General features: G+C 44.7%; 22 protein-coding genes. 9 read left to right on the top strand and 13 right to left on the bottom strand.

The features are described 5' to 3' along the window. Positions 1 to 5 precede the first annotated feature (5 nt). Both R3D00_29300 and R3D00_29295 read right to left on the bottom strand, forming a co-directional pair. Positions 6 to 1,856 carry a metallophosphoesterase gene (locus R3D00_29300; protein MEZ4777309.1) on the bottom strand — a complete coding sequence of 617 codons (1,851 nt, stop codon included), beginning with the start codon at positions 1,854 to 1,856 and terminating at the stop codon, positions 6 to 8. 96 nt (positions 1,857 to 1,952) lie between these two features. Next, on the bottom strand, positions 1,953 to 3,674 hold the full coding sequence (locus R3D00_29295; protein ID MEZ4777308.1) for a beta-xylosidase: 1,722 nt from the start codon (positions 3,672 to 3,674) through the stop codon (positions 1,953 to 1,955). 218 nt (positions 3,675 to 3,892) lie between these two features. Here R3D00_29295 and R3D00_29290 point away from each other — a divergent pair, with 218 nt between their 5' ends. The 5 genes from R3D00_29290 (at position 3,893) to R3D00_29270 (ending at position 8,878) form a co-directional block, all read left to right on the top strand. Continuing rightward, on the top strand, positions 3,893 to 4,378 hold the full coding sequence (locus R3D00_29290) for a hypothetical protein (protein ID MEZ4777307.1): 486 nt from the start codon (positions 3,893 to 3,895) through the stop codon (positions 4,376 to 4,378). Positions 4,379 to 4,550: 172 nt separating this feature from the next. Further along, positions 4,551 to 5,183 carry a hypothetical protein gene (locus R3D00_29285; GenBank protein MEZ4777306.1) on the top strand — a complete coding sequence of 211 codons (633 nt, stop codon included), beginning with the start codon at positions 4,551 to 4,553 and terminating at the stop codon, positions 5,181 to 5,183. A 62-nt stretch (positions 5,184 to 5,245) separates the two neighbouring features. Then, positions 5,246 to 5,584, top strand: coding sequence for a hypothetical protein (locus R3D00_29280; GenBank protein ID MEZ4777305.1), 339 nt, complete (start codon positions 5,246 to 5,248; stop codon positions 5,582 to 5,584). 300 nt (positions 5,585 to 5,884) lie between these two features. Further along, positions 5,885 to 8,389, top strand: a complete 2,505-nt coding sequence (locus tag R3D00_29275) for a glycoside hydrolase family 2 TIM barrel-domain containing protein (GenBank protein MEZ4777304.1) — start codon at positions 5,885 to 5,887, stop codon at positions 8,387 to 8,389. Positions 8,390 to 8,437: 48 nt separating this feature from the next. Next, positions 8,438 to 8,878, top strand: coding sequence for a DinB family protein (locus tag R3D00_29270; protein MEZ4777303.1), 441 nt, complete (start codon positions 8,438 to 8,440; stop codon positions 8,876 to 8,878). A 31-nt stretch (positions 8,879 to 8,909) separates the two neighbouring features. Here the strand turns inward: R3D00_29270 and R3D00_29265 are convergent, their stop codons facing one another. The 6 genes from R3D00_29265 to R3D00_29240 all read right to left on the bottom strand — a co-directional run bounded on the left by R3D00_29265 (position 8,910) and on the right by R3D00_29240 (position 14,479). Next, on the bottom strand, positions 8,910 to 10,742 hold the full coding sequence (locus R3D00_29265) for a pyruvate kinase (protein MEZ4777302.1): 1,833 nt from the start codon (positions 10,740 to 10,742) through the stop codon (positions 8,910 to 8,912). A 36-nt stretch (positions 10,743 to 10,778) separates the two neighbouring features. After that, positions 10,779 to 11,324, bottom strand: coding sequence for an HD domain-containing protein (locus R3D00_29260; GenBank protein ID MEZ4777301.1), 546 nt, complete (start codon positions 11,322 to 11,324; stop codon positions 10,779 to 10,781). Between the two features lie 29 nt (positions 11,325 to 11,353). Continuing rightward, on the bottom strand, positions 11,354 to 11,713 hold the full coding sequence (locus R3D00_29255; protein ID MEZ4777300.1) for a hypothetical protein: 360 nt from the start codon (positions 11,711 to 11,713) through the stop codon (positions 11,354 to 11,356). A 61-nt stretch (positions 11,714 to 11,774) separates the two neighbouring features. Beyond that, on the bottom strand, positions 11,775 to 12,986 hold the full coding sequence (locus R3D00_29250) for a PAS domain-containing sensor histidine kinase (protein ID MEZ4777299.1): 1,212 nt from the start codon (positions 12,984 to 12,986) through the stop codon (positions 11,775 to 11,777). A 56-nt stretch (positions 12,987 to 13,042) separates the two neighbouring features. Further along, positions 13,043 to 13,693, bottom strand: coding sequence for a bifunctional 4-hydroxy-2-oxoglutarate aldolase/2-dehydro-3-deoxy-phosphogluconate aldolase (locus R3D00_29245; protein ID MEZ4777298.1), 651 nt, complete (start codon positions 13,691 to 13,693; stop codon positions 13,043 to 13,045). 33 nt (positions 13,694 to 13,726) lie between these two features. Then, positions 13,727 to 14,479 (bottom strand): methyltransferase, encoded by a 753-nt coding sequence (locus R3D00_29240; GenBank protein ID MEZ4777297.1) that lies wholly within the window; start codon positions 14,477 to 14,479, stop codon positions 13,727 to 13,729. Between the two features lie 35 nt (positions 14,480 to 14,514). On the opposite strand from R3D00_29240, the gene R3D00_29235 reads away from it, so the two are divergent. After that, positions 14,515 to 15,195, top strand: a complete 681-nt coding sequence (locus R3D00_29235) for a hypothetical protein (GenBank protein MEZ4777296.1) — start codon at positions 14,515 to 14,517, stop codon at positions 15,193 to 15,195. 113 nt (positions 15,196 to 15,308) lie between these two features. On the opposite strand, the gene R3D00_29230 is transcribed toward R3D00_29235, so the two are convergent. Continuing rightward, a complete protein-coding gene (locus R3D00_29230) occupies positions 15,309 to 16,124 on the bottom strand; it encodes a DUF6089 family protein (protein MEZ4777295.1) in 816 nt (271 codons plus the stop codon). 193 nt (positions 16,125 to 16,317) lie between these two features. Here R3D00_29230 and R3D00_29225 point away from each other — a divergent pair, with 193 nt between their 5' ends. Then, complete coding sequence (locus tag R3D00_29225; protein ID MEZ4777294.1) at positions 16,318 to 16,761, top strand: Hsp20/alpha crystallin family protein; 444 nt, start codon at positions 16,318 to 16,320, stop codon at positions 16,759 to 16,761. 203 nt (positions 16,762 to 16,964) lie between these two features. Next, positions 16,965 to 17,939: a hypothetical protein gene (locus tag R3D00_29220; GenBank protein ID MEZ4777293.1), complete on the top strand. Its 975-nt coding sequence runs from the start codon at positions 16,965 to 16,967 to the stop codon at positions 17,937 to 17,939. Position 17,940: 1 nt separating this feature from the next. Here the strand turns inward: R3D00_29220 and pyrF are convergent, their stop codons facing one another. Then, complete coding sequence (gene pyrF / locus R3D00_29215; protein MEZ4777292.1) at positions 17,941 to 18,753, bottom strand: orotidine-5'-phosphate decarboxylase; 813 nt, start codon at positions 18,751 to 18,753, stop codon at positions 17,941 to 17,943. Positions 18,754 to 18,825: 72 nt separating this feature from the next. Between pyrF and R3D00_29210 the strand changes: the two genes are divergently transcribed. Continuing rightward, the gene (locus R3D00_29210; protein MEZ4777291.1) at positions 18,826 to 20,394 is read left to right on the top strand and encodes a hypothetical protein; all 1,569 of its coding nucleotides are present in this window, start codon (positions 18,826 to 18,828) and stop codon (positions 20,392 to 20,394) included. Here R3D00_29210 and R3D00_29205 read toward each other — a convergent pair. Genes R3D00_29205 through R3D00_29195 form a run of 3 tightly spaced genes read right to left on the bottom strand, consistent with a single transcriptional unit; the run spans position 20,367 to position 25,084 of the window. Then, the gene (locus R3D00_29205) at positions 20,367 to 20,993 is read right to left on the bottom strand and encodes a DUF4276 family protein (protein MEZ4777290.1); all 627 of its coding nucleotides are present in this window, start codon (positions 20,991 to 20,993) and stop codon (positions 20,367 to 20,369) included. The genes R3D00_29210 and R3D00_29205 overlap by 28 nt on opposite strands. Next, positions 20,990 to 22,243 carry an AAA family ATPase gene (locus tag R3D00_29200; protein ID MEZ4777289.1) on the bottom strand — a complete coding sequence of 418 codons (1,254 nt, stop codon included), beginning with the start codon at positions 22,241 to 22,243 and terminating at the stop codon, positions 20,990 to 20,992. Before R3D00_29200 ends, R3D00_29205 begins: the two co-directional genes overlap by 4 nt. 27 nt (positions 22,244 to 22,270) lie before the next feature. Further along, a complete protein-coding gene (locus tag R3D00_29195; protein MEZ4777288.1) occupies positions 22,271 to 25,084 on the bottom strand; it encodes a TonB-dependent receptor in 2,814 nt (937 codons plus the stop codon). Positions 25,085 to 25,100: the final 16 nt, after the last annotated feature.

Here is a 25,100-nt window from a genome sequence, read left to right as displayed (position 1 = left end):
TTCTTTTATTCTTTCCTGAACATTCCCGATCCTAACAGCGGATCTTTTCCTCTCCAGTCTGGCTGCCAGAAGAGCGAAGTCTTGTGTTTACCTTCCCTGTCTGAATCTGATACCACGACATTGAGCCGGAAGTGTTTCCAACTGCCTCCCTGAAGATCATTGAGGTAACTTACGGGTATCGCTACTTCCGCTGTATATCCTCCGGAAACTGCCTGTGTGGCAACAGCGACTCCATCCGGGAGGCGGTCTTTGCGATATATCTGAGGGTCTTTATTTTGAGGCAGCGGTACGGCTATCATCAGGTAGTCTTTGAAAATATCACCTGATGGTATGCCCGCGCTTTCTTTTAACGGCCGTGCGTCCAGGAAAATGGCAAATGCTTCCTGACTGGTGATTCCTCCGCCTGTAACGGATTCCAGTTGGTCATCTGTTACTTTTATGGCTGCATAGACAAACTCGTCGTCATACCGCACCCCAAAGTCAAACGAACAATCTTCCGTACCTTTATGGGAGAATGGATCTGCGATGACAATGGCCGCATCTCCGACCGTATTTTCCAGTTTGTCCCAGTCCTTCAGGTTTCCGTCCACCTGGATCTTTTTTTTCTGCCGGGAAATGTTATGCCACATTTCAGGCTTTATAGCGAGGGTCTGATTGAGTACCAGCTCCGGATATTTGTCGGAATGGTAGGTCATGGTGGTTTTAACTTCCATCGGCGCAAAATCTGCAACAGCCTGAGCGCCGGAAGTTTTTACAGGAATAGTGACCAATTCGACGGAGTTGGGTTCTATGGTTTTGGTAAATCCGGCGGTTGCCGCCCAGAGTTTTTCGTTGGAAGAAACCGCCACTTCTGCATCCATGGGTATATCGCTGTCATTGGTGATTCGCAGATTGAGTGATCCCTCCGAAAATGTATTCCCTTCTACCAGCATGGCTTCTATTTCGAGTGGGTGTTTGGCGAGAATTCCTTCCGTGAAAAGGTGCATGTCTTCTGTATTGACATTTTCATCCCAGATGCCGTTGAGCAGCAGGTTGGCCATAATAGGGCCGTCGTCGGTCATGGTGATCCATACTACATGGTCAAATTCGCCAAAACGGGGCCCTCTCAAATTACTTCCGCCACCGGTTGTCGCGAGGATAAAATACCGGTTATTGTTGCGTTCATATTTGACATAGCGGTGTCTGTGGCCGGCATAGACGGTATGTTTGCGGCCTTCGAGTAGTTTTTCCACTTCCGGCCATTTTCCGTTATCGGCCTGGTCCCAGAGTGGTTGGTGGAGGAATAAAAGTGTCCACCTGACATCCGGATTTTCTTTAAGAGCTTTTTCGATATAAGCCAGTTGGGGTTCATCGATATAACCTTTTCCCGATCCGCGCATTTTTTCTTCAGAATTGAGGCAGAGGAAAAGTACATCTTTATAGACAAAGTGGTAATAGTCTTTGCCGTAGCGTTTTTTCCATTCGGCGGCCATAACCGGATTGATATAGTCGTGATTGCCAGGAACGTAAAAAAAGGGCATTTGAAGGTTGCCAATGAAACCATTAAACTCCTTCCATTCCTCCGCGATGACAGTTGTATCTTCGGTATAACCCGAAATCAGGTCGCCGACACTCATGACAAATTCGGGCTGGAGGAGATTGAGCTTATTGACAGCGTCGGGGAAAATGCCGCGGCGCAGTCCGCCTGTGCGGTCAGTCACAATCGCAAACTGGAAGGTTTCGGGGCCGTTGTTGACACGGAGATGATTCCAGGGGTGGACGTCTCCGTCCTGATTAATAATGATCTGTGGAGGCGTAGTCTGGGCAAAAGCACCAATTGTCGCCAAAACACTGAGTAAAAGTAGTAGTTTTTTCATAAGAAATAATTATTCACCCCAAAATAAGGAATTGCGGATTAAGGGAGGATTAGGGCAGCGTAAAAGCTGAAAATTTTGGTTGGGTTGTTGGCCGGTTCACGGTTTCCCCCAACTCAATTGTATCAACGAAACTCCTTGTAGCGGTAAATCAAAATTCAGCTTTGTTTCTCCTTTTTCGGCATTTTTCCATTCTGGCGAGGTGAATAGTTGCAGATGGCCTGCGCGCTCAAGTTCCTGGTACTGTTCGTCCGAAATTTCCTGCGGTTTTCCCATTGCTTTCCACCTTTCAAATGAATTGCTGAATTGTGTATCTACCCGGTAATGCTGGACTAACACCTTCTCTCCGGTATTTTTTACAGTAAGTGCTACTTCCGCAGACGGGCCTTTTATATCATCGTCGTGATAATTCCAGACCATCACCCATGCCGAATTTCCGTTTCTACTCGCCAGTGCATTTATGTCGTTCTGCTGTCTTACGCCAGATGTGATAATGTCTTTGGCCGACAGTCCATTTTCGCTGCTAACAGCTACTCGTTGCCCCTGCATCATGCCCAGCATGCGGAAAACATTCAATACGGGTTTATCAATCCCATGTGTGGCCAGCTCGCGGAAACCGGCAAACCACTCCTGATCTTCAAACTCAAATGACCAGCTTACCGCACCCCGGAGATTGACTTTTTGTGCGTCCATGAGTTCATATATTCTGGCAAAGGATGCTGCTGTATAACTGGCGTACATGGTTCCGTTCCGATAACCATATTTGGGGTCTCTTTTCTCCGAACAGGCCGCACAACCTTCCGGGTCGCATTCTCCGATGATGATAGGAATGTCTTTCAATTCGGGAAATGAGTTCACTGCCTCAAACGCCCGCTGGATGTCTGTCAACTGTACTCCCATATTCATCCGGATATGGTCATCGGCAAACTCAGGCGATCCCTTTGCGTGAAAACCAATGTACTGTAAAGGGGTACCGACTTTGCCTGTGGCGTAATTTTTACCCCGAAGGCAGTGCTCGATAAAGTCTGTAAGGTACTTGTATGCCCGCTCACTTCGCGGGCTGGTCGTATGTGGCCCGCCAATCGTACATTCCGGACATGCCTTTTTTAACCCGTCTGCTGCATAGTCATACAACTTACAATACTCCTCAAATGTGCCCGACCAATAGGGAATATCGGGCTCATTCCATACCTCCCACAACCAGGTACTCACTTCTTCTCTTCCATACCGCTCCACGGAATGTTTTACCCACTGATATACCAGTTCTCTCCATTTATTGTAATCTTTGGGCGGATAGGTCCAGCCTGTCCAGATATTGCCGCCCTGGCTCCAGGTGTGATCATATGGCTCGGGCTGAGAGGACAAATCTCTGGGCATAAAACCGATTTCCATCAGTGGTTTCATGCCTCTTGAAATATAGGCATCCACAATGCTGTCGGTGACGGTCCAGTTATAGACAGGGTTTCCCTTTTTATCTTCTTTGTAGGCATCGGTATATCCCCATTTCAGGTCAGGCCCCTTGCTGTTTCCACGGGAAGTGAGCAGGTTGTGAGTTCTTACATACACAGTTGCCGGGCTGAGTTGGGCTAACTCGGTCAGCAGTTTCTGCCCGTCTTTTCGGGTGGTATAGTTGGGCTCGTCGTATCCGAAAAATGACCAGAAAGGCCGCATGTCCCCCACCGGGTTGTTGATATCCACCTCTATGGCGACCTGAGACCATAGTGGTTGAAGGTTCAGCACTAACCCCACGATTATCATACAGACCGATAAGCGAAAATTATGGTTACCTGAAGATGTGTATTTGTCTTTACCCGTTGCCATGGATTTGAATTTTATTTTCACAACATCGGAAAATTTTTTGAAACGCTTGCTTCAGCCTTGTATCGTGTTGAAATTTAGTATTAAATATTTTAAGCCCGCGATAAAACCAAACGGACAATATAATTTTGGAACCCATGATGGCAACATTTTTAAAAGCAAAACACTGGCAATTATTCCTGTTGACTTTTGGAATACCCATAATCTTACAATTGATATTGATGGGAACAATGCTTGCGAATATGGGGAATAACCCTGACCCTGATCTTTCACTTATGTTTACTTATGTCAAAATCTTTCCCGTCATAATGGTTCTGTTTATGGGAGTATTTTTTGGCTGGTTTTGGTCAGTGGCCATCGGGCTTCAACCCCAGGTGCCCGAAGAGGTGAAAATGAAAGTCAACAAGTTTAAAGTGTTTTTCTTTACGCCATTGATTTATATTCTGCTCTTTGTGGGTGTTTTTTCGACTATAGCGACCGGTAATGGCCGAAACCCCGGAATTTTTGCCCTAATCGTTCCCCTGCATTTGTTCTCAATGTTTTGCATGTTTTATATACTATACTTTGTCTCAAAGACCATCAAAACAGTAGAGCTTCAGCGGGAAGTGTCATTTTCGGACTTTGCGGGAGAGTTTTTTATGATTTGGTTTTTTCCAATCGGTATCTGGATCGTGCAGCCTAAAATCAATAAAATGGCTAAACCATAGCCTCTTTATTATACTTCCCCTTATATTCTGCGGGCGACATCCCTGTAATTTTTCTAAACACTTCACGGAATGCATATATTATCTTCAAAAAAGATAATAGGTAGGAGGCCAAAAGATTGAGGGAATGATATATCCTGTTGATGAATTATACAAGGAGACCAAATTGGTCAGGATGGGTCGGAAAACACTCTGCCGGGAATATCATGAGTTAGCAATCTGGGCTAAGGTTGAATTGGGAATTGCGGTTCTCAATATTTCTTATCATCAGATCAGGGTCGGCAAAGTCAAAACCAATCCGGGGATAAAGGTAGTACTGGAGTTTCAGGAAGATTATGACCAGGTGGTGGAGGTTCAATCCGGGCGGGAAAAGTGGGACATTCAACAAAAATTTGCAGAACAATTTCGGACAATTGTCAGAGAAAATGGAATTAGTGGATATGAAAAAGACAATCTGAATGAGTTGATGGTCAGTTATGCCGCGTTTTCCAAAGTATCTGTTGTTGAAAGCCTGCAAGAAATCGACAGAGATTCGCTCAATCTATTCAAGAAAAAGTATGCTGGCAATCATCTATGGGAGATTTTAATAAATGTGGGACAGGTAATCATCTTCTATATAAAAGAAAGTGATTACCTTGATAATCAGAAATCGGGTATCAACGATCAAATTGAAACCGAACTCGTTGCACTTGCCTCTCAGCATGACGAATTTGGGTATGTGAATAGGGCGTCGGTTTCATTCTATTATGACAGTAAGGAGAATTTCGACCAAATGTATGAAGGCAAATGGCATTACTATTTTAAGTGAAATATGACAGGTTCTTTCGACCTGTACTCTGGCAAAAACCTCTTCATATTTAATTATCAGAAATGAATCAAGACCTTGTTAATAAAGTATATCTTGAAGCATTGAAGTTGAAAAAAACTTCTTTGTCAGAGATAGAAATAAAGGAAAGGTTAACTCATATGGGATTTCCTGAAGAAATATCTGCAAATGCTGCAAAAGATATAATGTATGAGCGGGGAAAAGTATCAAATCAAGCGGGAATGGAAGGTATCATTTTGGGAGTTGCTATTATGCTCCTTGGGATATTGGTATCAATTGGATTTACACTTTTTTCTGAAGAAAAAATATTTTTTGATATTGGGATAATCGCGACAGGAGCAGGGATTCTAATCAGAGGATTGGTTCGAAGGTATTCTAAATAAAATATTAATGGAAAATTAAAAAGTTCGATTGATAGGTTATTGGCATTCAGAAGATGATCCACTATATTCTGATCCTGGAAAGTTTGTGGATCATAATTGGACTCAGGAGGAAAAAGAAGAAGTGATCAATTATCTCAAATCCGGGGAATTCGTTTGGGGTTATCGAGGCATGAACTGGTGTAGATTTCGTTGTGGAGTTGTAGCTAATGGTGCCCGCGAATTTTCTGATGGATATTATTTATGGCCAGAAGGATTGTTACATTATATTATGAACTGATTTAAACAGTAAAAAATCAAGCCATGGCCATAAAAAATTACCTCATACTGTTATTCGTCATCCCTTCAGTAGCTATTAATTTTTCATGTAGTGTGCCGAAGGCTCCGGAAGAAAGTCACACGTTGTCGTTTGATGATAACTGGCATTTTGCCAAAGATGCTCCTGAAGAAGCTGCACTCCCTTCTTTTGACGACTCCAATTGGCGGTTATTGGATCTTCCGCACGATTGGAGCATTGAAGATCTGCCCAATCAGTCTGACAGTGTAATGGGTCCTTTTTCAAAGTCTTCTGTTGGCAAAATGAGAACAGCCTATACGATAGGGGGAACGGCCTGGTATAGGAAAACCTTTACCATAGGCGAGGACGACAATAAAAAAATTGCCTATCTTCAATTTGATGGCATATTCATGAATTCGGATGTGTGGATCAATGGCAGACATGTTGGCAATCACCCCTATGGCTATACTTCTTTTTATTACGACATTACCTCATACCTAAATCCGGCCGGGCAACCCAATGTGGTTGCCGTACAGGTAAAAAACGAGGGAAGTAATTCCCGCTGGTACTCCGGCTCAGGTATATATCGCCACACATGGCTTACGCTTGTAAATACCACTCATATTGTGCCATGGGGGGTATTTGTCAAAACACCTTCAGCCAATGACCAATCGACTGATGTCAGCATCATTTCAACGGTTGTTAATTCAGGCCCTGAAACAGCAGCAGTAAAGCTGAATGTGCAAATTATGGATAACCAGGGAAATGCCGTAGCCTCTTCTGAAACTACTGCCAATATTCAATCTGGAGAAAAAAAAATTATTGAGCAGAATGTTGTCGTTGCTAATCCAAGGCTCTGGTCGGTTGATGCCCCGAATCTTTATACCGCAAGGGTAACCGTATTTCAAAACGATAATCTATCAGATGTTCAGGATACCAAGTTTGGCATTCGTTCGATTGATTTTAGTGCGTCAAAAGGGTTTCTGCTGAATGGTAAACCCATGGAGCTGATCGGTGGCTGTATCCACCACGACAACGGTCCTCTGGGTGCAAAAGCTATAGACAGGGCGGAAGAGCGGAAAATAGAACTATTAAAAAATGCGGGATTCAACGCAATTCGATGCAGTCATAATCCTCCCTCGCCCTATTTGCTTGATGTATGCGATAGGTTGGGTATTCTGGTAATCGATGAAATTTTTGATAACTGGGAAAACCCAAAGGTTTCGCCCGAAGATTATTCCAAAGATTTTAAACAATGGTGGCAAAAAGACCTGGAACTAATGGTAGTCCGCGACCGGAATCACCCTTCGGTAATTATGTGGAGCATAGGTAACGAAATACGCGAGGCACTTGATACGGCAGGGTTGCGAATAGCCCGTAATTTGACAGGGGCGATCCGCAACCTCGACAATACCCGGCCTGTAACAGAAGGTTTTAATGATTTTGCTGCAAAAAGAGGTCTGCCAAGCAAGTGGCACGAATCAGCTCCCCACCATGCACTCCTTGACGTGGTCGGATACAATTATATGTTCGAGAATTATGTCGAAGACCACGAAAAGTATCCGGAGCGGGTGATGGTTGCTACCGAATTTATGCCGCTATATTCGCTCGTAAACTGGAAAGCTGTGGAGGACTACCCGTATGTAATTGGCAATTTTGCCTGGGTAGCCATGGATTACCTGGGTGAAGCAGGTGTGGGTTTGTCCAGAGTAGTTCCGGATGTTCCTTCAACCGAAAGTGGAATGGGGGCTTTGGGTATGTTTTTTTCCAGAGACTCATGGCCCATATTTAATGATTTTCAGGGGGATATCGATCTGATTGGGAATAGAAAATCGCGGTACTATCATCAGTTGGTCGTATGGCGAAAAAGTAACATTGAAATGATGGTGCATGAGCCTGTACCCGCAGGAATGAAGGAGAATGTGAGTCCATGGGGTTGGCCGGAAGAATTAAAATGCTGGAATTGGGAGGGACATGAGGGGGAAACTATGCAGGTTCATGTTTATACCCGCAGCACTCTGGTAAAACTCGAACTAAATGGCAAAGTTATCGGTGAGCAATCGGTCGATGGAGAGACTTCCATTACAGCAACTTTTGAGGTGCCATTTGCGCCAGGCATTTTGATCGCCCGCTGTTATGACAACGGCATGGAAACCGGCGCGGATACGATTCAAACAGTTGGAAAACCTGCTGCCATAAGACTGGTGGCCGACCGTGCCAGTATCAAAGCCGATAGAAATGACCTCTCGTATGTGATGGCTGAAATCATAGATGAAAACGGGAATATTGTTCCCAACGCCAATGAGATAGTTGTTGATTTTAGTATCAGTGGCAAAGGAGAAATTGCAGGCGTTGGCAGTGGCAGTCCGATCGATATGTCGAGCTTTCAGCAGCCGCATAAAAAATCCTGGCATGGCAAATGTCTGGCGATTATTCGGCCAATAGAAAAAGGAAGTGGAATTATATCACTTGCTGCGAGTGCAGAAGGGTTGAAAGGTGCCGCGATTCAAATTGATTTGAAAGGCATTTGATTAGCCGGATACAGCATCTGTAAATGAAAAAAATCAATACTTGATCCTATGAAAGCATTCTTTAAAGACATATTCGAATACCACAATCACTTCAATCAAAAACTGGTCGAACTGTTGATGGAAAATAGTGACAGGATCAGTGAAAGAACCATTCCGCTTTTTTCTCACGTGATCAATGCCCATCAGATATGGAACTCCCGGATACTCAAAACTGCCTCGCTGGGCGTTCGCGATGTACATCCGCTCGAAAAAATCGGGGAACTTGACGCTGGAAATTTGGTCGATACACTCACCATCTTGTCTGACTTTGACCTGGGAGCCCATTTAAAATACCGAACTTCACAAGGCGGTGAATTTGAAAATTCTATTCAGGAAATTCTGTTTCACGTTGTCAATCATACCACCCACCACAGGGGGCAGATTATCTCTGACTTAAGGCAAAAGGGGATAGAGCCGATTGTGACCGATTATATTTTTTACAAACGATAAAAAGGGATACCGGAGCACAACGGGAGCGATATCACATTTTCGGAAAACCCGCCATTGGCGGTGTGTAGGCTGTCTTTTTCTCCTGGTATTCATCCATATTTCGGAGAATTGTGTCCAACAGGCGAATGGCATTGACGATGTACGGGCCCTTGTTGAGCATGACACACTCTGCCCGTTGGGCCATGGTCGCATCGGAAATCTCTGCGCGGGAAGGCAGGCCTTTTTTCGCCAGACTTTCCAGCACCTGTGTTGCCCATATATCGGGCAAATGTGCAGCCTGACACATCCAGAAGATTTCCTCCTGAATATAGCCCATATTGTCCCAGCCAGTCTCAATCGCCAGATCTCCACGGGCAATCATTACTCCTACAGGATAGGTCTGCATGCCTGCCAGCAATATGTCCATCAGATTGGTAAATGCCTGCTGGGTTTCTATTTTCATGATTATCCCCAACTTCCCAAAAGCATCCAGCTTTCGCAATTCTTCCAACAGATCTTCCACATCTTCAGGACTGTTGACAAACGACATATTGACCACGTCGGCATGTGCCGCAACAAATGCCAGATCTTCTTTGTCTTTGGTGGTGAGTCCTCGTATGCTGAGTTGGCTGTCGGGTAAATTGATGCCTTTGTCAGCGGCCAAACGGGCCTTGCCCTCGCTGGCTGCGGTAATTTCAATCTCCATCCGGTCAGGATAGGTTTTGCGTATTACCCCACTGATTTTCCCGTCGTCAAACAGGATTTTCTCTCCTATATTCACGCTGCTGAAAACCTCCGTTGAAGTACACGAAATATGTGCAGGCTGAATAGTTTTTCCGGCTTCGTCGAGCAGGGCATTTTCTCCTGGTTCTGGTGTGGCATGAAGGATGAGTTTGTCTCCCGGAACCAAAACCAGCGTCTGCTCCAAAGCAGGGAGATAACCAATAGCTGCGGGCTCTGTTTCAGGGTGATTGGAAATGCTGATTTCCAAACCGGTCATCACGTATGCATTTTTTTGGCATGAGGCGATTACCCCGCCGGGAAGTTTGTGAGTGACAGTAAGCGTGCGTTTTTTTCCTCTTGTATCGGAAAATTGGAGTTTATTTCCGGGTTTAAGGTTTTCTACCCAGGCTTTGGGCAGTGGGAGATGAATGAGAGAGGGGTCTGGGGTAGTGTTGGGAGACAGCCATACCAGTGCAGGCTGAATAACCTGTCCGAGGTTGTTTTTTTGTGTGCGCAAGCGCATCACCTGCGGGCCGGGTGCAATTGCTCCGGTCCGGATTTTGGGGCCGCCGAGATCCATAGTAACTTTGATCTGCCTTCGTGCTTTGGCGGCTGCCTTTCGGGCATTATGTATGAGTTTCTCCCATATTTCGGGGCCGTCGTGTGCACAATTGATACGGACCGTATTCATACCAGCGGCCATCATTTCGGCGACGAGCCGGGGGTTGGCGGCGGCCTCTGTGGGCTGTGTCACCATGATTCGGGTGCGGCGACCGGTACTGCTGTGCCCAAGGAGGGCGCGGGCATTGGCATTGACCAGTTTGCGGCCTTCTTTGATGGAAAGTCCGGAGCGTTTCAGCTTGAGCTGTTTGGATTTGAGAAATCCGCGCAAAATGCTCCGGGTAGTGAGCAGGCTGGTCATGACATGGTTTTCTGCCCGGGCAAGGCGCGAAAGTCCCAGGTTGCCCAATTGTCGCTGAAGCGAACGGATATCATGTTCCCGCAGCGATCGGTAGTGGAGGAGGTTGCGCGCACCTTTCAGGTACCTGGGATGGATTTTTGACAGTACGGTTTTGTACTGGTTTTCCATTTCTCTGGCTGAGGTTATCATCTCGTCCAGTTTGGCGATCATACGCCGTATTTTTTCTGTATTGGTTCGCATATTACCCGGAAAAACCTGAGAGCTTGGAGTAGGGATTTATCCTAACACTTTGCGGGCTTTTTCAACCCGCTCATCAAACCATTTTTCAAGGACAGGAGAAATTCCCCTGATCCGATCTACAATTTTTACAGACCATTCGACATAATCGCGTTTGCGATTGGTGTCCCAATCAAGAGGAAACGAGATAATGTCCTCAATGTTTGCGCCTTTGTCAGCGATACGTATTTTTTTTGCTTCAGGGGACAGATACGCAGCACCGTTTAGCTGTTTTTGTCTGCGCAATTCGTAGGGAAGCTGCATATCGTCGGTAAGTTCGGAGACGATATCTGCGACTCTCTGGCCAAACCTTTGGGTTAGGTCATTTGCGGTTATTTCAGAATCTTCGATGACATCGTGGAGGGCGGCAGCCGCAAGCAGATCATCGTCGGTCTCCTCCGCGACTGATTGGATAATACGGGTGACTTTAATCAGGTGGTTGATATATGGGAGCGGCTCATAGCCATTTCTTCTTTGAAACTGATGAACTCCGGCAGCAAAATGCAATGCGTCCAATACAAGGGTAAGTGTTGGGACTTTATTCATTACCATTGGTTGCGAACTGGCAGAAAGGATCATGTGAAATTGTGAGAAATGAGCGGATGATCAAAATAGTACTTTACTGCATTCAGCAGAATTTCTTCCGAAAATGGCATAGGGAGACAGAGATCTGCATGGATCTGGCTGGATGGTTGTTCGCCATCGGGGCTGAGAATGATCAGCGGGCAAATTTTTTCTCCCGGACTGGAAAATAATTGCCCATGAGCTTTTACATATCCGGTCTCGCAGATAATCATTCTTGGTTGCCCGTGATTATAATTTAGTTCAACAGCTTCTTTTTTCGACACAATCCATGGGTCGAATCCTTCAAGTTGTAGGATTTCATATATATTCTCACACAACTCACCTTCAGCAAGAAGCCATATCTTTTTCATAACCCAAAAAAACATTCAATTTCTTTTCTGGGAAATGAGTTATGTCATTTGAAATTATGAATTAAATCAATTCTTCTTCTTCAGGGGATTCCGGAAGGCCTTGTATTTGGGGGAGGGTAACGATAAATCGGGTACCTTTGCCTTCCTCACTGGTAAATGTGATTTCTCCCTGCATCAGATCTACATATTTTTTGACAATGTTGAGCCCGAGACCAGTGCCTTTAATCGACCCTACATTTCCTGCCCGGAAAAACATGCTGAATAGTCTTTCGTGATCGCACTCAGGAATTCCGATCCCTTCGTCTTCGATTTTCCAGCAAACGAGGTTTTCATTCAGACTACAGTGTACAGAGATATTTTTCCCCTCAGGCGTATATTTTACCGCATTGGAGGTGAGGTTGATAATAATGTTTTTTAGCAGTTTTTTATTTAAAAGTACTTCTGTATGTGCGGGGGCGGTTACCTCCAGTTTTTGGCCTGGCTTTAGCAATACTTCTATTTCCTCCATAGTTTCTTTCAGGAAGTGGTCAACAAAGAAAGTTTCAGGTGTAGAAGATACTTTCCCCTGGTTGAGCCGTTCAAGAGAGAGAAAATCGTTGAGAATATGAGTCAGCATGTGAACAGAAGACTTGATTCTTTCCACATGCTTTTTATGTTTTTCTATTTCTCCTGCATCTGCATATTTATCGGCCAGTGAAATGGAAGTCAGGATCGTACTTAAGGGCGTTCTGAACTCATGGGAAGCCAGAGAAACAAACCGGGACTTCATTTCATTGAGGTGCTTTTCCCGCTCAAGGGAGTCTACAAGATCGGCGGTTCTGGTTTTTACTTCATCTTCCAGTTCTGCCGCATATTTTTTGTCCATTTCCCGCGCTTTTTTGCGCTCTGTAATGTCATTGATAAAAGCGACAACAAAGGTCTGCCCCGCTGATTGATAATGGCTCAGACTGATTTCAACTGGCATGACTGATCCATCTTTCTTCAGCGCATGCAGATCCAGGCCGGAACCCATCTGGCGGTTGCGGGGAGTATGAAGGTACTTTTCCCGATGAGAGAAGTGCTGATTCCGAACGGCGTGCGGGATTAGGATCTCGATGGAATTGCCCGCCAACTCGGTATTTTTATAACCAAAAAGGTTTTCTGTATATGGGTTGACAATGACAATTCGACCCTTATGGTCAACAACGATAATCCCAACGGTAGCGTACTCAAATAACGTACGAAAACCCGCTTCGCTCTCAAATGTGATGTATGACTCCTGGTGATTAAGCATTAATTTGAGGGTCGGTTTTGTTGTTGTATTGGTTAAAGTTACAAAGAAAAAGAAAACTAGTCGATGCTTTTGGAGGAAAGTGCATATCCATTTTCTTTAAAAACTAACATATATTCGTATAGGGCATCCCAGTTTTTTGCTTCAATCAGGTTTTTGGGAAATAAATGACTGCCCATACCAAACCCACGGGCGCCTGCACGGATAAACGCTTCCATATTGGTGAGATTAATTCCCCCAGTAGGCAGAAGTGCAATCTGCTGTAGCGGTGCAAGCACTTCTTTGATATATCCCGGCCCCAGCACGCCTGCCGGAAATACTTTCACCATTGTCGCACCGAGTGCCCATGCCCGGTAAATTTCGGTAGGGGTAAAAGCGCCGGGAAATACAGGTACCCCCAGATTTACGCATTCGCTGATTACGGCTTCATCGAGTACAGGGCTTACGATAAATTGTGCCCCGGCAGCCAGCGCCTGCTCCAGATCATCAGTATTGCATACCGTACCTGCACCAATGGTCAGCCCCGATGTTTTTCCCAGACCAGCAATCGTTTCCAGCGCACCCGGACTATTGAGGGTAATCTCCAGAAAGGAGAAACCTGCACGGGAGTAACAGGTAGCAATATTTTCAATTGCTTCAGATTCAAACCCCCTGAGTATACCAATGATTACAGGTGTTTTTGAAGAAAGAAAAACGTCGCTGTGTTTCATATTCAGGGATTTTGGGAGATTTTTAATTGAAATTTAATCAAATATTACGTAAAACTCCTGTAGTATTTTTCGAAAAGCTTCCGTGTAAGTATGGGTGCCTTCATATTGTATAACCAATTCATTCTCCTTATTGTTATCTGAAACCTGGGCAGTCCGGGTAAGCGCAATCAGGTGACGTGAAATAGTTTTCTGCGGTTTTGTTCTGACCAGCGTACGTCTGTGTAGAATCCAGCCTTTCTTCTGTGCGATATTCACAAAGTTTTGTCCCTCCCTGTGAGGCAGAACCAATTGGAGCAAACCTTCATCCTTCAATAGCCTTTGGGAACAATCCAGTAACTCTTCAGGATTGAGTGTATGCGCCAGCCTCGCCAATTTCCGGGGAGAGTCAGGCATAGCCGGGCTATGTAAATAAAATGGCGGATTGCAGATGATCATATCAAATAAATGCGGTGGCTGAAAATCCTGTACAGGCAGGTGCCAGGCAGAAATTCGCTCCGGCCAGGGGCTTCGCAGGAAGTTTTGGCGAGACTGAATAAATGCCGATTCATCGACCTCCAATGCATCAATAATAGCGAAAGGGTTTCGTTGTGCGATCATAAGCGCGAGTAAACCTGTCCCTGAACCAATATCCAAAACATGCTGTTTTCCTGAAGTTTCTGCCCAGGCTCCCAGCAATACCCCATCTGTACCCACTTTCATGGCACAGCGATCCTGATATATGTCAAATTTTTTGAAACGGAAAGGTTGTGATTCTTCCATATGTTCGTTGATTTCAATTCTTTCCATATATTTACGGATCAATGCATATCAAGCTTAATTATATGAAACTTACAACTACCATTAAAGCAATTTCCCATAGAATGGGACTTCTTGCAATGATTCCCGCAGTCAGTGTGGTTTTGTTGCTCTCTTCCTGTGGTGGTGGCTCTTCTGAAAAGGCTACAGACGAAACGACGACAACTGAATCAGAAACCCCTGCCCAAACAGAAAATAAAGGTGGCATGACTTTTACAGAAGCGGATATCAACGCGCTGAAAGCTAAATTCTCCTTTGACGAAGCCGCTGGTTATTACTACCACAATCATTGGAACAAAAGCTGGCCCAAGCGCCGGACCCTTACTGCGGATGTGGCCAAAACGGGTTACTACTACCTTTGCAGCAATTTCTACGGAAATAAAGGAATCAAACACAACTATGTGATGGTGTCTTTTGGTGATCAAAAAATCTCTTCCGAGAAACTGGATCTCAAAAATGAAACCGAACACCGCGTTGGCAACACGCCCGATGGCAATGTGTATGAAGTAAACTATTACACCAATTACCGCGACAACAAGATTTTTGAAACCATCGCAAAAAGCGCAAGCGTTGATGATATCAAAGTCCGCTTTGTAGGAGCTACTTCTTATACCGAAGAGCCTCTGCCAAAGTCAGATTATGATGCCCTGAAAGATTGCTATCAGCTTTCTCTTGTACTTCGGTACGAGGCTGCCCAGGGAAAATAAACAGGCAGTAACCAAAATTTCTCAAGTGATCGGGGAAGGGAAACGAAAATTTCTGACAGGCAAATCGCCAGTGGGTAATTTTCAGTTCCTTTCCCTTTTGTATTTAATTCCTCTTACCGATTCCGTTCAAGATAATATACGACTGAAAAGGTGGTGAACACATAGCTGTCTTTTACGCCCGGATTGCCTCTGATCGAATTTGCCGGAAGTGGCCCGCCCGTGCGGTTGGAAAGTGCTGCTGCCAGTGCCCCGCCAGATGCAATCAACGCATCAGGTTCGGGATACATCGTACTCACATCGTCGAGATAGTCTGTAAAGGTAATGCGATAGCCAGCCTCCAGGCTGATGCCGATAAAATCACTCACCCGCAGACTGACTCCCCCGCCAAATGGGATTGCCGCTTGTGCAAAGGAATAAGGTCGTTTGCCATTATCTCCTATATACTGACCCTCTGTTCCCAATGGACGGAGCCTGACCCATTCTCCTTCATATTCGGCCCTGGGGTCAAATCCGAAAACCGCAATTCCTCCAAAAATATATGGGCTGAAATGCAGTTGATTGCGCCAGGAAACACCAAAATTGCGGTCAGGGATAAATTCATACACGCCGGTCAGACTCACTTCTCCTACCGGACTTCTAAAATGTAAATTGCGAAGTCTGCGGGTTTCGCTGCTCGCCTGTGCGTCTGAAGCCCCTACCAGGCCATACGAAACTCCCAGCCGAAGACTAAACACAGGCAATAAATATGCACTCCCCGAAATCTGTAATGCCGGGCGGAAAAAGCTGTTGGTAAAATTATCCGTCAGGTCACCATAGTAATAAGCAGTGCCGGTTCCCGCAGCTATACTAAACCTGCGCTGGGCATGAAGATTTACAAAAACAATGAAAATTAAACCAGCAATGAGAAGGGACTTACGAAGTGTACGCATAGAATAAGGGGTTGATTGTGAGGAAAAATGCAGGTCAAATGACAAAGATGACGAAGGATGTATAAAAATTACGCCATTATGGCATGTTCCGCCTTGTTGTTAATGCCATTTTGGCACTAAAAGGCCAGTGGCATTTACCTTGTTACATTACCTCCAAAAGCAAAAAATAACAAAACAAAAAAAGCGAAATATTATGTCAGTAGTTAGATTTCACCACCGTCCCGTTGTTAGGTTTGGCAACTTTTTCGATGACTTTATCACCCGCGATATGGCTCGGTTTGCTGCTGCAAATCAGTTTGCCTCTGTACCAAAGGTGAATGTGATCGAACAAAAAGAAAACTTCACGATTGAACTGGCTGCACCCGGATTGAAGCGTGAGGATTTTCACTTGAATGTACATGAAAATACGCTCAAAATCAGTGCAGCCGCAGAAACTGAGCAAACGGACAATACCGGCAATTACACCCAAAGGGAGTTTAATTACGCAAAATTTGAGCGTTCGTTTACCCTTCCCAAAACTATAGATCAGGACAATATCACTGCCCGTTATTCTGAAGGGATCCTGAGCATCAACCTGCCGAAACTTCCGGAAGCAATACGTCGGCCCAGTCGGGAAATAGAGATTTCTCAGGCGTAGAAGGCCATATACACCGTACAGTCGCTGACTGTACGAGAAGATGGGAATGCCTGTCCTCCTTGCCGGGGGACAGGCATTTTCCTGTGTTATCAGCCCGAACTTTTGATATTGAGTATGCCAGAACTTAAGATCAACTTCGTAAAACAGATTCTTTTTCTTATCGCGTAGGAAAGATTTGGATAAGGATTGATTAATTTTGACAAATGAAAAGAACTTACATCCTGATTGGCGTATTGGCGGTAGCCATGGTGTGCTACTATCTGTTTGTTTTTGACAGAAATGAATCCTCTCTCAATCCCAAAGACATAGCTTTTGCTATTGACGATACAAGTGCTGTCAAAACTATTGCAATGACCAAGGTGATCAATGGCGAAGATATTGAGCGGATTATTCTCGACAGACTGCCCAATGGTACCTGGCAATTGGACAAAAAATATCCGGTTTTTCAACCGCGTATCAACTATCTGCTCAAGACGATGCACCTCATTCATGTAAAGGAAAAATTGATTGATGAGGGGATTAATACAGCAGAACACATTCTTGAACTTACCCATACCCGGGTGGAAATATATGACCAGGATGGTCTTATCAAATCGTACCTCCTGGGTACGGAGGCCAAAGGAAGCCGCGGAACCCTGATGAAACTTAAAAATGCCAGATATCCCTATATCGTTGAAATGCCCGGGCTTCAGGGATTTATTAATACTCATTTTACGCTTGACCGGACCATCTGGAGGGAGAATCTTTTATTTGACGGTCATATTGATAAAATCCAAAGGATATCGCTGACTTATCCTGATCCTTCAAAAACCGTTCAGTTGTCGCGCGAAGCGATTGGCAGCGAGTGGCGACTTTTGGGAAACGAGTCTCCATTAAACCCCGACAATCTGGAAAAATATCTATCAAATTTCACCCGAAAGGTTTATGCAGAAAGTTTTGCGGGCGATACTTATCCCGGAAAGTTTGAAGATTTACAGGGAAAAACACCCTCCGTCACTTTTTCCCTCCAATATTTTTCCGGAGAAAACCGCACGGTCTATCTGTTTGAGCGTGAAGAAAATCCCAACAACTATTTTGGATGGGTAGAGGGAAATGACGAATTGCTTACCGTTCAGCACTTTGTCTTCGACAAGTTTCGGGAAGAACGTTCCTATTTTGTGAAAGGGCTGTTCGAATAGTTTACCCTTCTACAAATGCAGCCATTTCCTGTTGCAGCTCGCGGGCTGCGGCGCCTGCTTTTTCTGCAAAATCTTCTCCAGACCCTGCGTAAATAATACCCCGGCTGCTGTTGATCAACAATCCACCCAGGGAAGTCCGCCCATGCTGGCAGACAGTCTTCAAATCACCGCCCTGCGCACCTACTCCCGGTACAAGCAGAAATGATTCGGGTGCAATCTGGCGTACGCGCTCCAGGGCTTCTGCCCGTGTGGCTCCTACTACAAAACCCAGATGACCGGGGTATTGTTTTTCCCATTCGGTTCCTTTACTCAGTACTTTCTGATAAAGGGGTAAACCTGATTCTGTGTGATACTGAAAATCCTGTGCACCGGAATTTGACGTCAGGGCAAGCAGAAATACCCATTTATCCTCAAATTCGAGGAAAGGGGTTACTGAATCGAGGCCCATATAGGGCGCCACTGTTACTGCGTCAAAAGCAAAAGTTTCAAAAAAAGTCTGGGCATACAACCGGGAGGTATTTCCGATATCTCCTCTTTTTGCGTCGGCGATGACAAAAATATCTTTGGGAATAACTTCCAGCGTACGGGCCAGGCTATCCCAGCCTTTTGCGCCCAATGCTTCATAAAATGCAATATTGGGCTTATAGGCAACCGCAAATTCGCTGGTCGCTTCGATGATCATGCGGTTAAAGGCAAATACCGGGTCTTTTTCACCCTGGAGGGAGGCAGGGATTTTTTTTACCTCCGTATCGAGCCCTATACAAAGATAGGATCGTTTTTTTTGAATCTGATCAAAGAGTTTTTCCGGCTTCACAGTGAAAATATTAATTTAGCTGTAATTTGCAGGCAGTTGTTTCACCGTCAAAATTAAACCATTTCAACCAATTTGCTTCGGTTACTGACAAATATTCCCCTTCCAGTCCATGGTTTTCTGCTGGTGCTTGTGGTAATACTGCGTCTGCCGGTCTTTCATGCATCATATTTTCTTACAGAAGAGTCTCAATATATACTTTTGGCGGAGCAGATTGCGGGAGATAAACATCTCTATCTGGATGCCTGGTTTGCCGGGCCACCGGTAATGGTCTGGGTGTATAGCCTATTCTATTTCCTGTTTGGCGCAAATGCCTTATTTGCAGTCCGGATTTTCACTTGTCTGTACATATATTTTACAGCTGTTGTATTTAATGGAATGGTAGCCGAAAATAAGCCTTTCCGTCAATATGCAGCAGGCCTGCCTGCTATTCTTTTTGTGTTGATGGTATCGGCACCGTGGTATGCACAGCAGCTGAGCAGTTCGCTGTTTATCCTTCTTCCGGTAACACTGGCTTTTTATGCTTTTAATCAGGTCGGTGAAGACCGGCGTAACAATTATGGGCTGATGTTTGTGTCTGGTGCGTGGATGATGTTTTGTATCCTGGTGACTTATAAAGCGGCTTTCATTCTGGGGGGAATGTTGGTTGCCTATATTTTTCTCAAGAAACCACAGGCAGATGAGTTCCTTTCTTTGTTTGGTGGAATGTTTGCCATATTGGGGGGTGTTCTCCTGATTTTATTCTTCAATCAATCGCTGGCTGCATTCTGGGATGTGGGTGTTTTGTACTATTTTGACCGGGTCGGAAAAATGGATCAGACTATTTACCAATATCAGAGTGGGGAGGCTTTTTTATCCTGGCTATTTACGTGGGGGTTTTTGCTGATGATAGCGAGTATTGGATTTTTCCACTACCGGGTTCGTTTTTACAGCTACATCACAAAGATACGATCACTGGAACTTACTATGGCTGTCTGGCTGGTAGGGGTATTGTTAGTGCTGGTTTTTAAATTCAGGCGACTGGACCTTTCAGACTTTATTTTACTGGTACCGCCATTGACTTTTTACGCTTCCAAGATTACGGATTTCCGGTGGGGATATAAATTCCGGCTGATCATTTTGACGTTGTCTTTGCTGATTCCGGTGTTTCAGTATCTTAATTATTTTGGATTGGTATGGGAAAAAACACCTGAAATATTTCATCCGGGAAAAGACAACTGGCTGATGCATGGCGGAACAGAAAGCATCCTGAAAGGGACAGATCCTTTACTTGTATATTTTAAGGATAAAAAAATCACCAATGGAGTATGGCTGATGGAATATCGCCCCGAAATCCTTATGGCAGATCATCTTTCATATACCGGTAAATACACAGACTTTCGGATTGCTTATTACAAATTTGCCGTATTTGAGCAACGGCCATTAAAACAGCTAATGTCATCAGACGAGCCTGAACGCAATATTTTCCAGAATTTTAATTCTCATTTGCCCGAATTTATTGTCGATCCCAAAGATTATTTTCCCAATATGCAGGCGCGTTTTCCCGGTATATTCGATTCCTATGAAAAGGAGACACTGGGGAAATACACGATATATAAGTTGCAACCTGGTAAGGATCAAGGGTTGACTGGATCTTTACTTTGAGTCATATAATCGGGATGTTGTAACAACCTTAGGAAACGCCGGAAAGATCTGGAATTGCGACCCATTTCATCAGGATCACATTTTGCCGCAATCTCCTGCCCCCAGATACTTTTTCTCACTCGATTACCTTTTACAACTTTGTGTATTTCAGCTTCAGCATCTGTTATACTATCTGCCTTATTAGGTTCAATTTTTCGGATAAATGATTGAGAAAGTTCAAACCTTTTAGGCAAATCATTAAATGCACTGATAGCAGCCATCAACCAGTTTTCAAATTTTCGGTTTTTGATTACTACAAATATGGGAATTGATGAATATTTTTTTCGGAAATTATTTTCAAGAGTTTTCGCCCATTCTCCCGGGCATTCTTCCCTATCCTCTCTATCAATCAGTACAATAATCTGGCTGGCACCTTTTTTTATGCAGATATTAACGCGTGATTCAATGGATTTACCAATTTGCCCAGGAGAGGCTTTGGGCTGAATATCAGCATATAATGACGGTAAAATCTGAATCGATGATTTGATTGGAATTTTTGGCAGAATCAAATTCATGGCCTTTGTCTCTGCACTTCCATCTAAAATAATACCTATTTTCATACTGTGATTCCCGGAACGGCCTGAGGAATTAATCCAGAGTCAAGATAATCGGAAGTTTTAAAATCACCAGATTCCCAACCATCTTGTAAATCTGGAACAATTTCCACGAGGGAATTGATCCTTGTTTCCCCTTTCATTTTTGAGATAGTAAATACTTCCTCTGGGCGAACTCTGTCAATAAGAAGAGGTGAGTGAGTCGTAATGATAACTGTTTTTTCTTTGCTGGCAAAATGCCTTATTCTATCCAGGACTAACCGTAATGCCCATGGATGCAATGAGTTTTCCAGTTCTTCCAGTAGAAATAGCCCAGACCAACCATCTGATGAAGCCCCTCCAGCTGAACAAAGGCTGGCAAGTGCGAGAATAGTTCCATCCGACATATCGGATGCAATCAATGGTTCGTTCAAACCTTCTTCCAGAAAATGCAAAATTTCCCTTCTTTCCTCGGTGGATTTAACGACTATATCACTCAATCCCGGGCAAATTTCTTGCATCGTAAAAAGTATTTCCTGCCAGACATCAGGGTTTGTATTTTTTACGAGAGACGGAAGCGTTTCTTCCAGATCCGTCAGCCGGCTAAAACTGTATATACCAAAGTATGACAACGAATCTCTAATCTTTCTCAGCACTGAATTTCCAATCAATGGATCGTGAATGGCGAGGGAAGATTTGGGAATAAGGTTTTGGTTTGTTACACTTGTATCAAGTGAAAAACGTAAGCCTGGGAAAACTTCACGATAATCAAAAAGCAATTGACGATTCCCATTGGCGATAATATTTCCGTCGCGATCTCTTTTCAATTCAAATATCTGTACCAGTTCATCTTTATCTGTTATCTGACCTGATTCTGAGTTGCAAATTTTGATTGAAAGAGTTTCAGATTCAACCCCAAACCCCGAATTCTTGTGATCTGAATTAATAGCGAATGAATGAGAGAAAACAACTTGTCTACTTTCTGTTTTCAATTCATCAGATGATGCAAAACCTCCCCAGTTAAATGCGACTTTAATAGTAAACTCAAGTGGCGTACCCGTTTCTCTCCTTCTGTTAATTATATTTTCAAACCCACCAAAACGTTTTACGCTATCAACAAGCCCAAGCCGGTAAGTCTCTGACAAAAATCGAAGCGAATTTGCAAAATTTGATTTTCCCGCCCCGTTTGGTCCTATAAGAATTGAAAAATTGCGAGGATGAAAAGTAACATCTCGTAACGATTTGAAATTCTTAATAGAAATCTCGATGAGCTTCATAATATCAAAGATAATGAAATTATGAGATCAAAACCCAAATTCTGCGCCAAACCAGATATGTCTCGGGGTGAGATACCTCGCCGGATTCTCCGGCGGAAGACCGCGATCCTGCGGATCGGGATATATCGGATCCCGAAAACTAAGCGGAAGCGGATCGCCATACTCGTATCCTTTACCGGTTACCCCATTGACAATTGCCGCTGATTTGAAATTGGTGATATTCTCTACTTCAAAATTGAGCGCGAGATATGCATTTTTACCAAAGTGGAAATCTCGTGTTAACTTCATATTGGTCCAAAACCACGGACTGCCTACCTTCGCAAATGGCTGGTTTACCACAGGAATATACTCCGGTCTTCCGGAATCATCATTGATACGCCACAGGATATTGGGGGTGTATCGCAATCCCGATTTATAAGTTGAGGTAACCATCAGCCGGAATCCCTCAAGGGGTATACGACCGATAACAACGGATTCATCGGGTTTCAGAATCGCCAGAAACTTTATGTCAAACGGCCTGTCCCATGCGAGAAATTGCTCTTTCGTCGTATTTACAAATCCCTGGGCTTTGATCTGAAGGGCAGATTCTGCGGCGGTGTTGGACTTCCCTGTGGCAATCTGATATGAGCCTGTAAGGCTGGTGGTCAGCCATTTGCCAATACGCCGGGTAAGGCCAAGCTCCAGCCCTCGGATTCGGGCGTAGTCCTGGTTGATATAAAAGGTTTTTTCTACAAACCGGCCGGTCTGGTCCCGAACTTCCACTCTGCGACTTACGATATAGTCAAATTTGTCATTATAAAATGCCGTCGCCGTGAGGGCGAGGTCTTTGGTAAGCTGTGATTTCAGCCCGACTTCATAAGAAACCGTTACCTCCGGATTTAAGTTGGGGTTGCCAAGATTGGAAAGGAAGGAGCGATCCTGAAACACAGGATCGAGACCGGCATAGACAAATCGTGGGTGAGGCAATCGCATAGCATGGCTGTAGTTGAAGTACAGCACATTATTTTCCGTTACTGGAAAAGATACCCGGAGACGGGGCAGCAACCTTGCCTTCCATCTCCTTCCGGCCAGTCCGAAAGTTTGTTCCTTATACGACTCCCTGATCGCGTCCAATACGGGTGCAGAAGGATTTTCGACAGCGTCATCCACAAATGTACCGGGTGCCCAATAATTGAGGCGCATGCCGATATTCGCGATAATCCCTTTGTACTGGATTTCGTCGGAAACATAAAAACCTCCTGTAGCCGGGCGGGCATTCCAGTAGTCGCTCGTACTGCCCAGACTCGTTGAAGGGGTTGTCAGTGTATCATTGATTTTGATAGGTGCGCCTACCCAGGGTCTTTCAACATCAATCCACTGGTACTGCTGTTCTTTATGCTCTTGCCCCAGACTGAGGTAATGGACTTTATCTTTTGATTCAAAGGTGAATTTGGTCTTAAGTGTATATTCCTCTACATAGTGATCATGCCAACGGGTTGCAATACCGCCATTGTTGATAAGGCCCGGACCAGGGAATACATACACGACATCTCCTTCCGGGTTAAATACTGCCACCGGATCTGTAACAATGGAGGAGGGATCATATAGTTGATCTACGGTTTGGGTACGGAAAGGCAGGCCATTGGCATCTACTCTCAGGCTGGTAAACAGTCTTCCGGCTGAAGCATCGAGCGTCCATTGTGGGGTAAGAAGTGCGCGAACATTGACAACCGACAGATTGGAACTGTGGGTATAGGTGTTCGCATTATCCATATTGAGACTAAATGGGAACTGAAAACCGGGTGTAACCACCGCATCATTTCCGACAATCTGAAGAGAGCGGGTGCTTTGGTTTATATTCAGGCTATGCTGATTGGTAAGGGTGATTTTGAGTCCGGGACGAATGGTCCATGCGAGTTTCAGGGTATGCGACCAGCGATTGTCCTGGCGGGGTGCCCACAGTGAGTCATTGGTAAACAAAGAAGAATGCAGTTGGGTTGCGACTGCCCGGAAGTAATCGTCGGACATATAAAAACTTCCGCTGGTGAAAAAGCTGAGTTTGTCTTTAATAATCGGTCCTCCTATGGACAACTCGCCTTCATCTGTATTCCAGCTGGGGCCTTGGTTTACGCGAAAACCGAGATTATCTCTGCGATAGGTACCTGTCGCCCGCCATCGTTTGCCTCCTTCTCTGATTCGGGTAAGGATAACGCCCGAACTGCCATTTCCAAATTCGGCGTCTGTGCCACCGGTAATAACTTCGACGTTGTTGACGGCTCCTGCGCCTACATCTACCCCAAAACCCGTACCCGCCAGCGGATCCTGGGCGTTAATCCCATCGACCAGATATTCGGTTTCATAGATACGCCCTCCCCTGATCTGAATTCCGTCTGGTGAAAGATTTACCCCTACCTGAAGTGCTGCGATTTCCTGCACATTTTTCACACTCATCTCTGCGATTTCTTCCTGCCCAATTTTTACACTGGATTTTCCCGACTCCAGATCGATCAGCGTTTTCTGGCCTACAATTTCTACTTCTCCCAGCGTTGTGATGGAAGAATTCATGGAAACTACCAGCGTTGTACTCCCGCTAGCGGCGATATTCACTCCGTTATAGATTTTTTCGGCATACCCCACATAAGAAAACTTTACCGAGTAATCACCGGGTTTGATTCCTTTTAATTCAAAATTGCCTCCTGCATCCGTATAAGTTCCGGAATAGGTACCGATAATAAATACTGTCGTTCCTGCGAGTGGTTCTCCGGTCGATTCGTCTGTAACCGAACCTTTCAGCGTTCCGGTTTGGGAAAACAGGTTGTTGAGGAGAAATAAGAGGGAGAGAAAGGTAAAAGTATAACGCATGGGAGAATTTTGTGGG

The organism is Bacteroidia bacterium (genome assembly GCA_041391665.1).
Taxonomy (GTDB): Bacteria; Bacteroidota; Bacteroidia; order J057; family J057; genus JAGQVA01.
Note: the sequence above shows the minus strand (reverse complement) of the source record. Positions and strands in the feature narration are given on the sequence as shown.

Bases quoted from the DNA above. Each gene is read 5' to 3' on its own strand.
- R3D00_29285 (MEZ4777306.1), top strand. From the start codon at position 4,551: ATGGGTCGGAAAACACTCTGCCGGGAATATCATGAGTTAGCAATCTGG.
- R3D00_29245 (MEZ4777298.1), bottom strand. From the start codon at position 13,693: ATGAAACACAGCGACGTTTTTCTTTCTTCAAAAACACCTGTAATCATT.
- R3D00_29200 (MEZ4777289.1), bottom strand. From the start codon at position 22,243: ATGAAGCTCATCGAGATTTCTATTAAGAATTTCAAATCGTTACGAGAT.
- R3D00_29230 (MEZ4777295.1), bottom strand. From the start codon at position 16,124: ATGCGTACACTTCGTAAGTCCCTTCTCATTGCTGGTTTAATTTTCATT.
- R3D00_29250 (MEZ4777299.1), bottom strand. From the start codon at position 12,986: ATGCTTAATCACCAGGAGTCATACATCACATTTGAGAGCGAAGCGGGT.
- R3D00_29235 (MEZ4777296.1), top strand. From the start codon at position 14,515: ATGAAACTTACAACTACCATTAAAGCAATTTCCCATAGAATGGGACTT.
- R3D00_29275 (MEZ4777304.1), top strand. From the start codon at position 5,885: ATGGCCATAAAAAATTACCTCATACTGTTATTCGTCATCCCTTCAGTA.
- R3D00_29255 (MEZ4777300.1), bottom strand. From the start codon at position 11,713: ATGAAAAAGATATGGCTTCTTGCTGAAGGTGAGTTGTGTGAGAATATA.
- R3D00_29295 (MEZ4777308.1), bottom strand. From the start codon at position 3,674: ATGGCAACGGGTAAAGACAAATACACATCTTCAGGTAACCATAATTTT.
- R3D00_29280 (MEZ4777305.1), top strand. From the start codon at position 5,246: ATGAATCAAGACCTTGTTAATAAAGTATATCTTGAAGCATTGAAGTTG.
- R3D00_29220 (MEZ4777293.1), top strand. From the start codon at position 16,965: ATGAAAAGAACTTACATCCTGATTGGCGTATTGGCGGTAGCCATGGTG.
- R3D00_29270 (MEZ4777303.1), top strand. From the start codon at position 8,438: ATGAAAGCATTCTTTAAAGACATATTCGAATACCACAATCACTTCAAT.
- R3D00_29225 (MEZ4777294.1), top strand. From the start codon at position 16,318: ATGTCAGTAGTTAGATTTCACCACCGTCCCGTTGTTAGGTTTGGCAAC.
- R3D00_29240 (MEZ4777297.1), bottom strand. From the start codon at position 14,479: ATGGAAAGAATTGAAATCAACGAACATATGGAAGAATCACAACCTTTC.
- R3D00_29300 (MEZ4777309.1), bottom strand. From the start codon at position 1,856: ATGAAAAAACTACTACTTTTACTCAGTGTTTTGGCGACAATTGGTGCT.
- R3D00_29205 (MEZ4777290.1), bottom strand. From the start codon at position 20,993: ATGAAAATAGGTATTATTTTAGATGGAAGTGCAGAGACAAAGGCCATG.
- R3D00_29265 (MEZ4777302.1), bottom strand. From the start codon at position 10,742: ATGCGAACCAATACAGAAAAAATACGGCGTATGATCGCCAAACTGGAC.
- R3D00_29260 (MEZ4777301.1), bottom strand. From the start codon at position 11,324: ATGAATAAAGTCCCAACACTTACCCTTGTATTGGACGCATTGCATTTT.
- R3D00_29195 (MEZ4777288.1), bottom strand. From the start codon at position 25,084: ATGCGTTATACTTTTACCTTTCTCTCCCTCTTATTTCTCCTCAACAAC.
- R3D00_29290 (MEZ4777307.1), top strand. From the start codon at position 3,893: ATGGGAACAATGCTTGCGAATATGGGGAATAACCCTGACCCTGATCTT.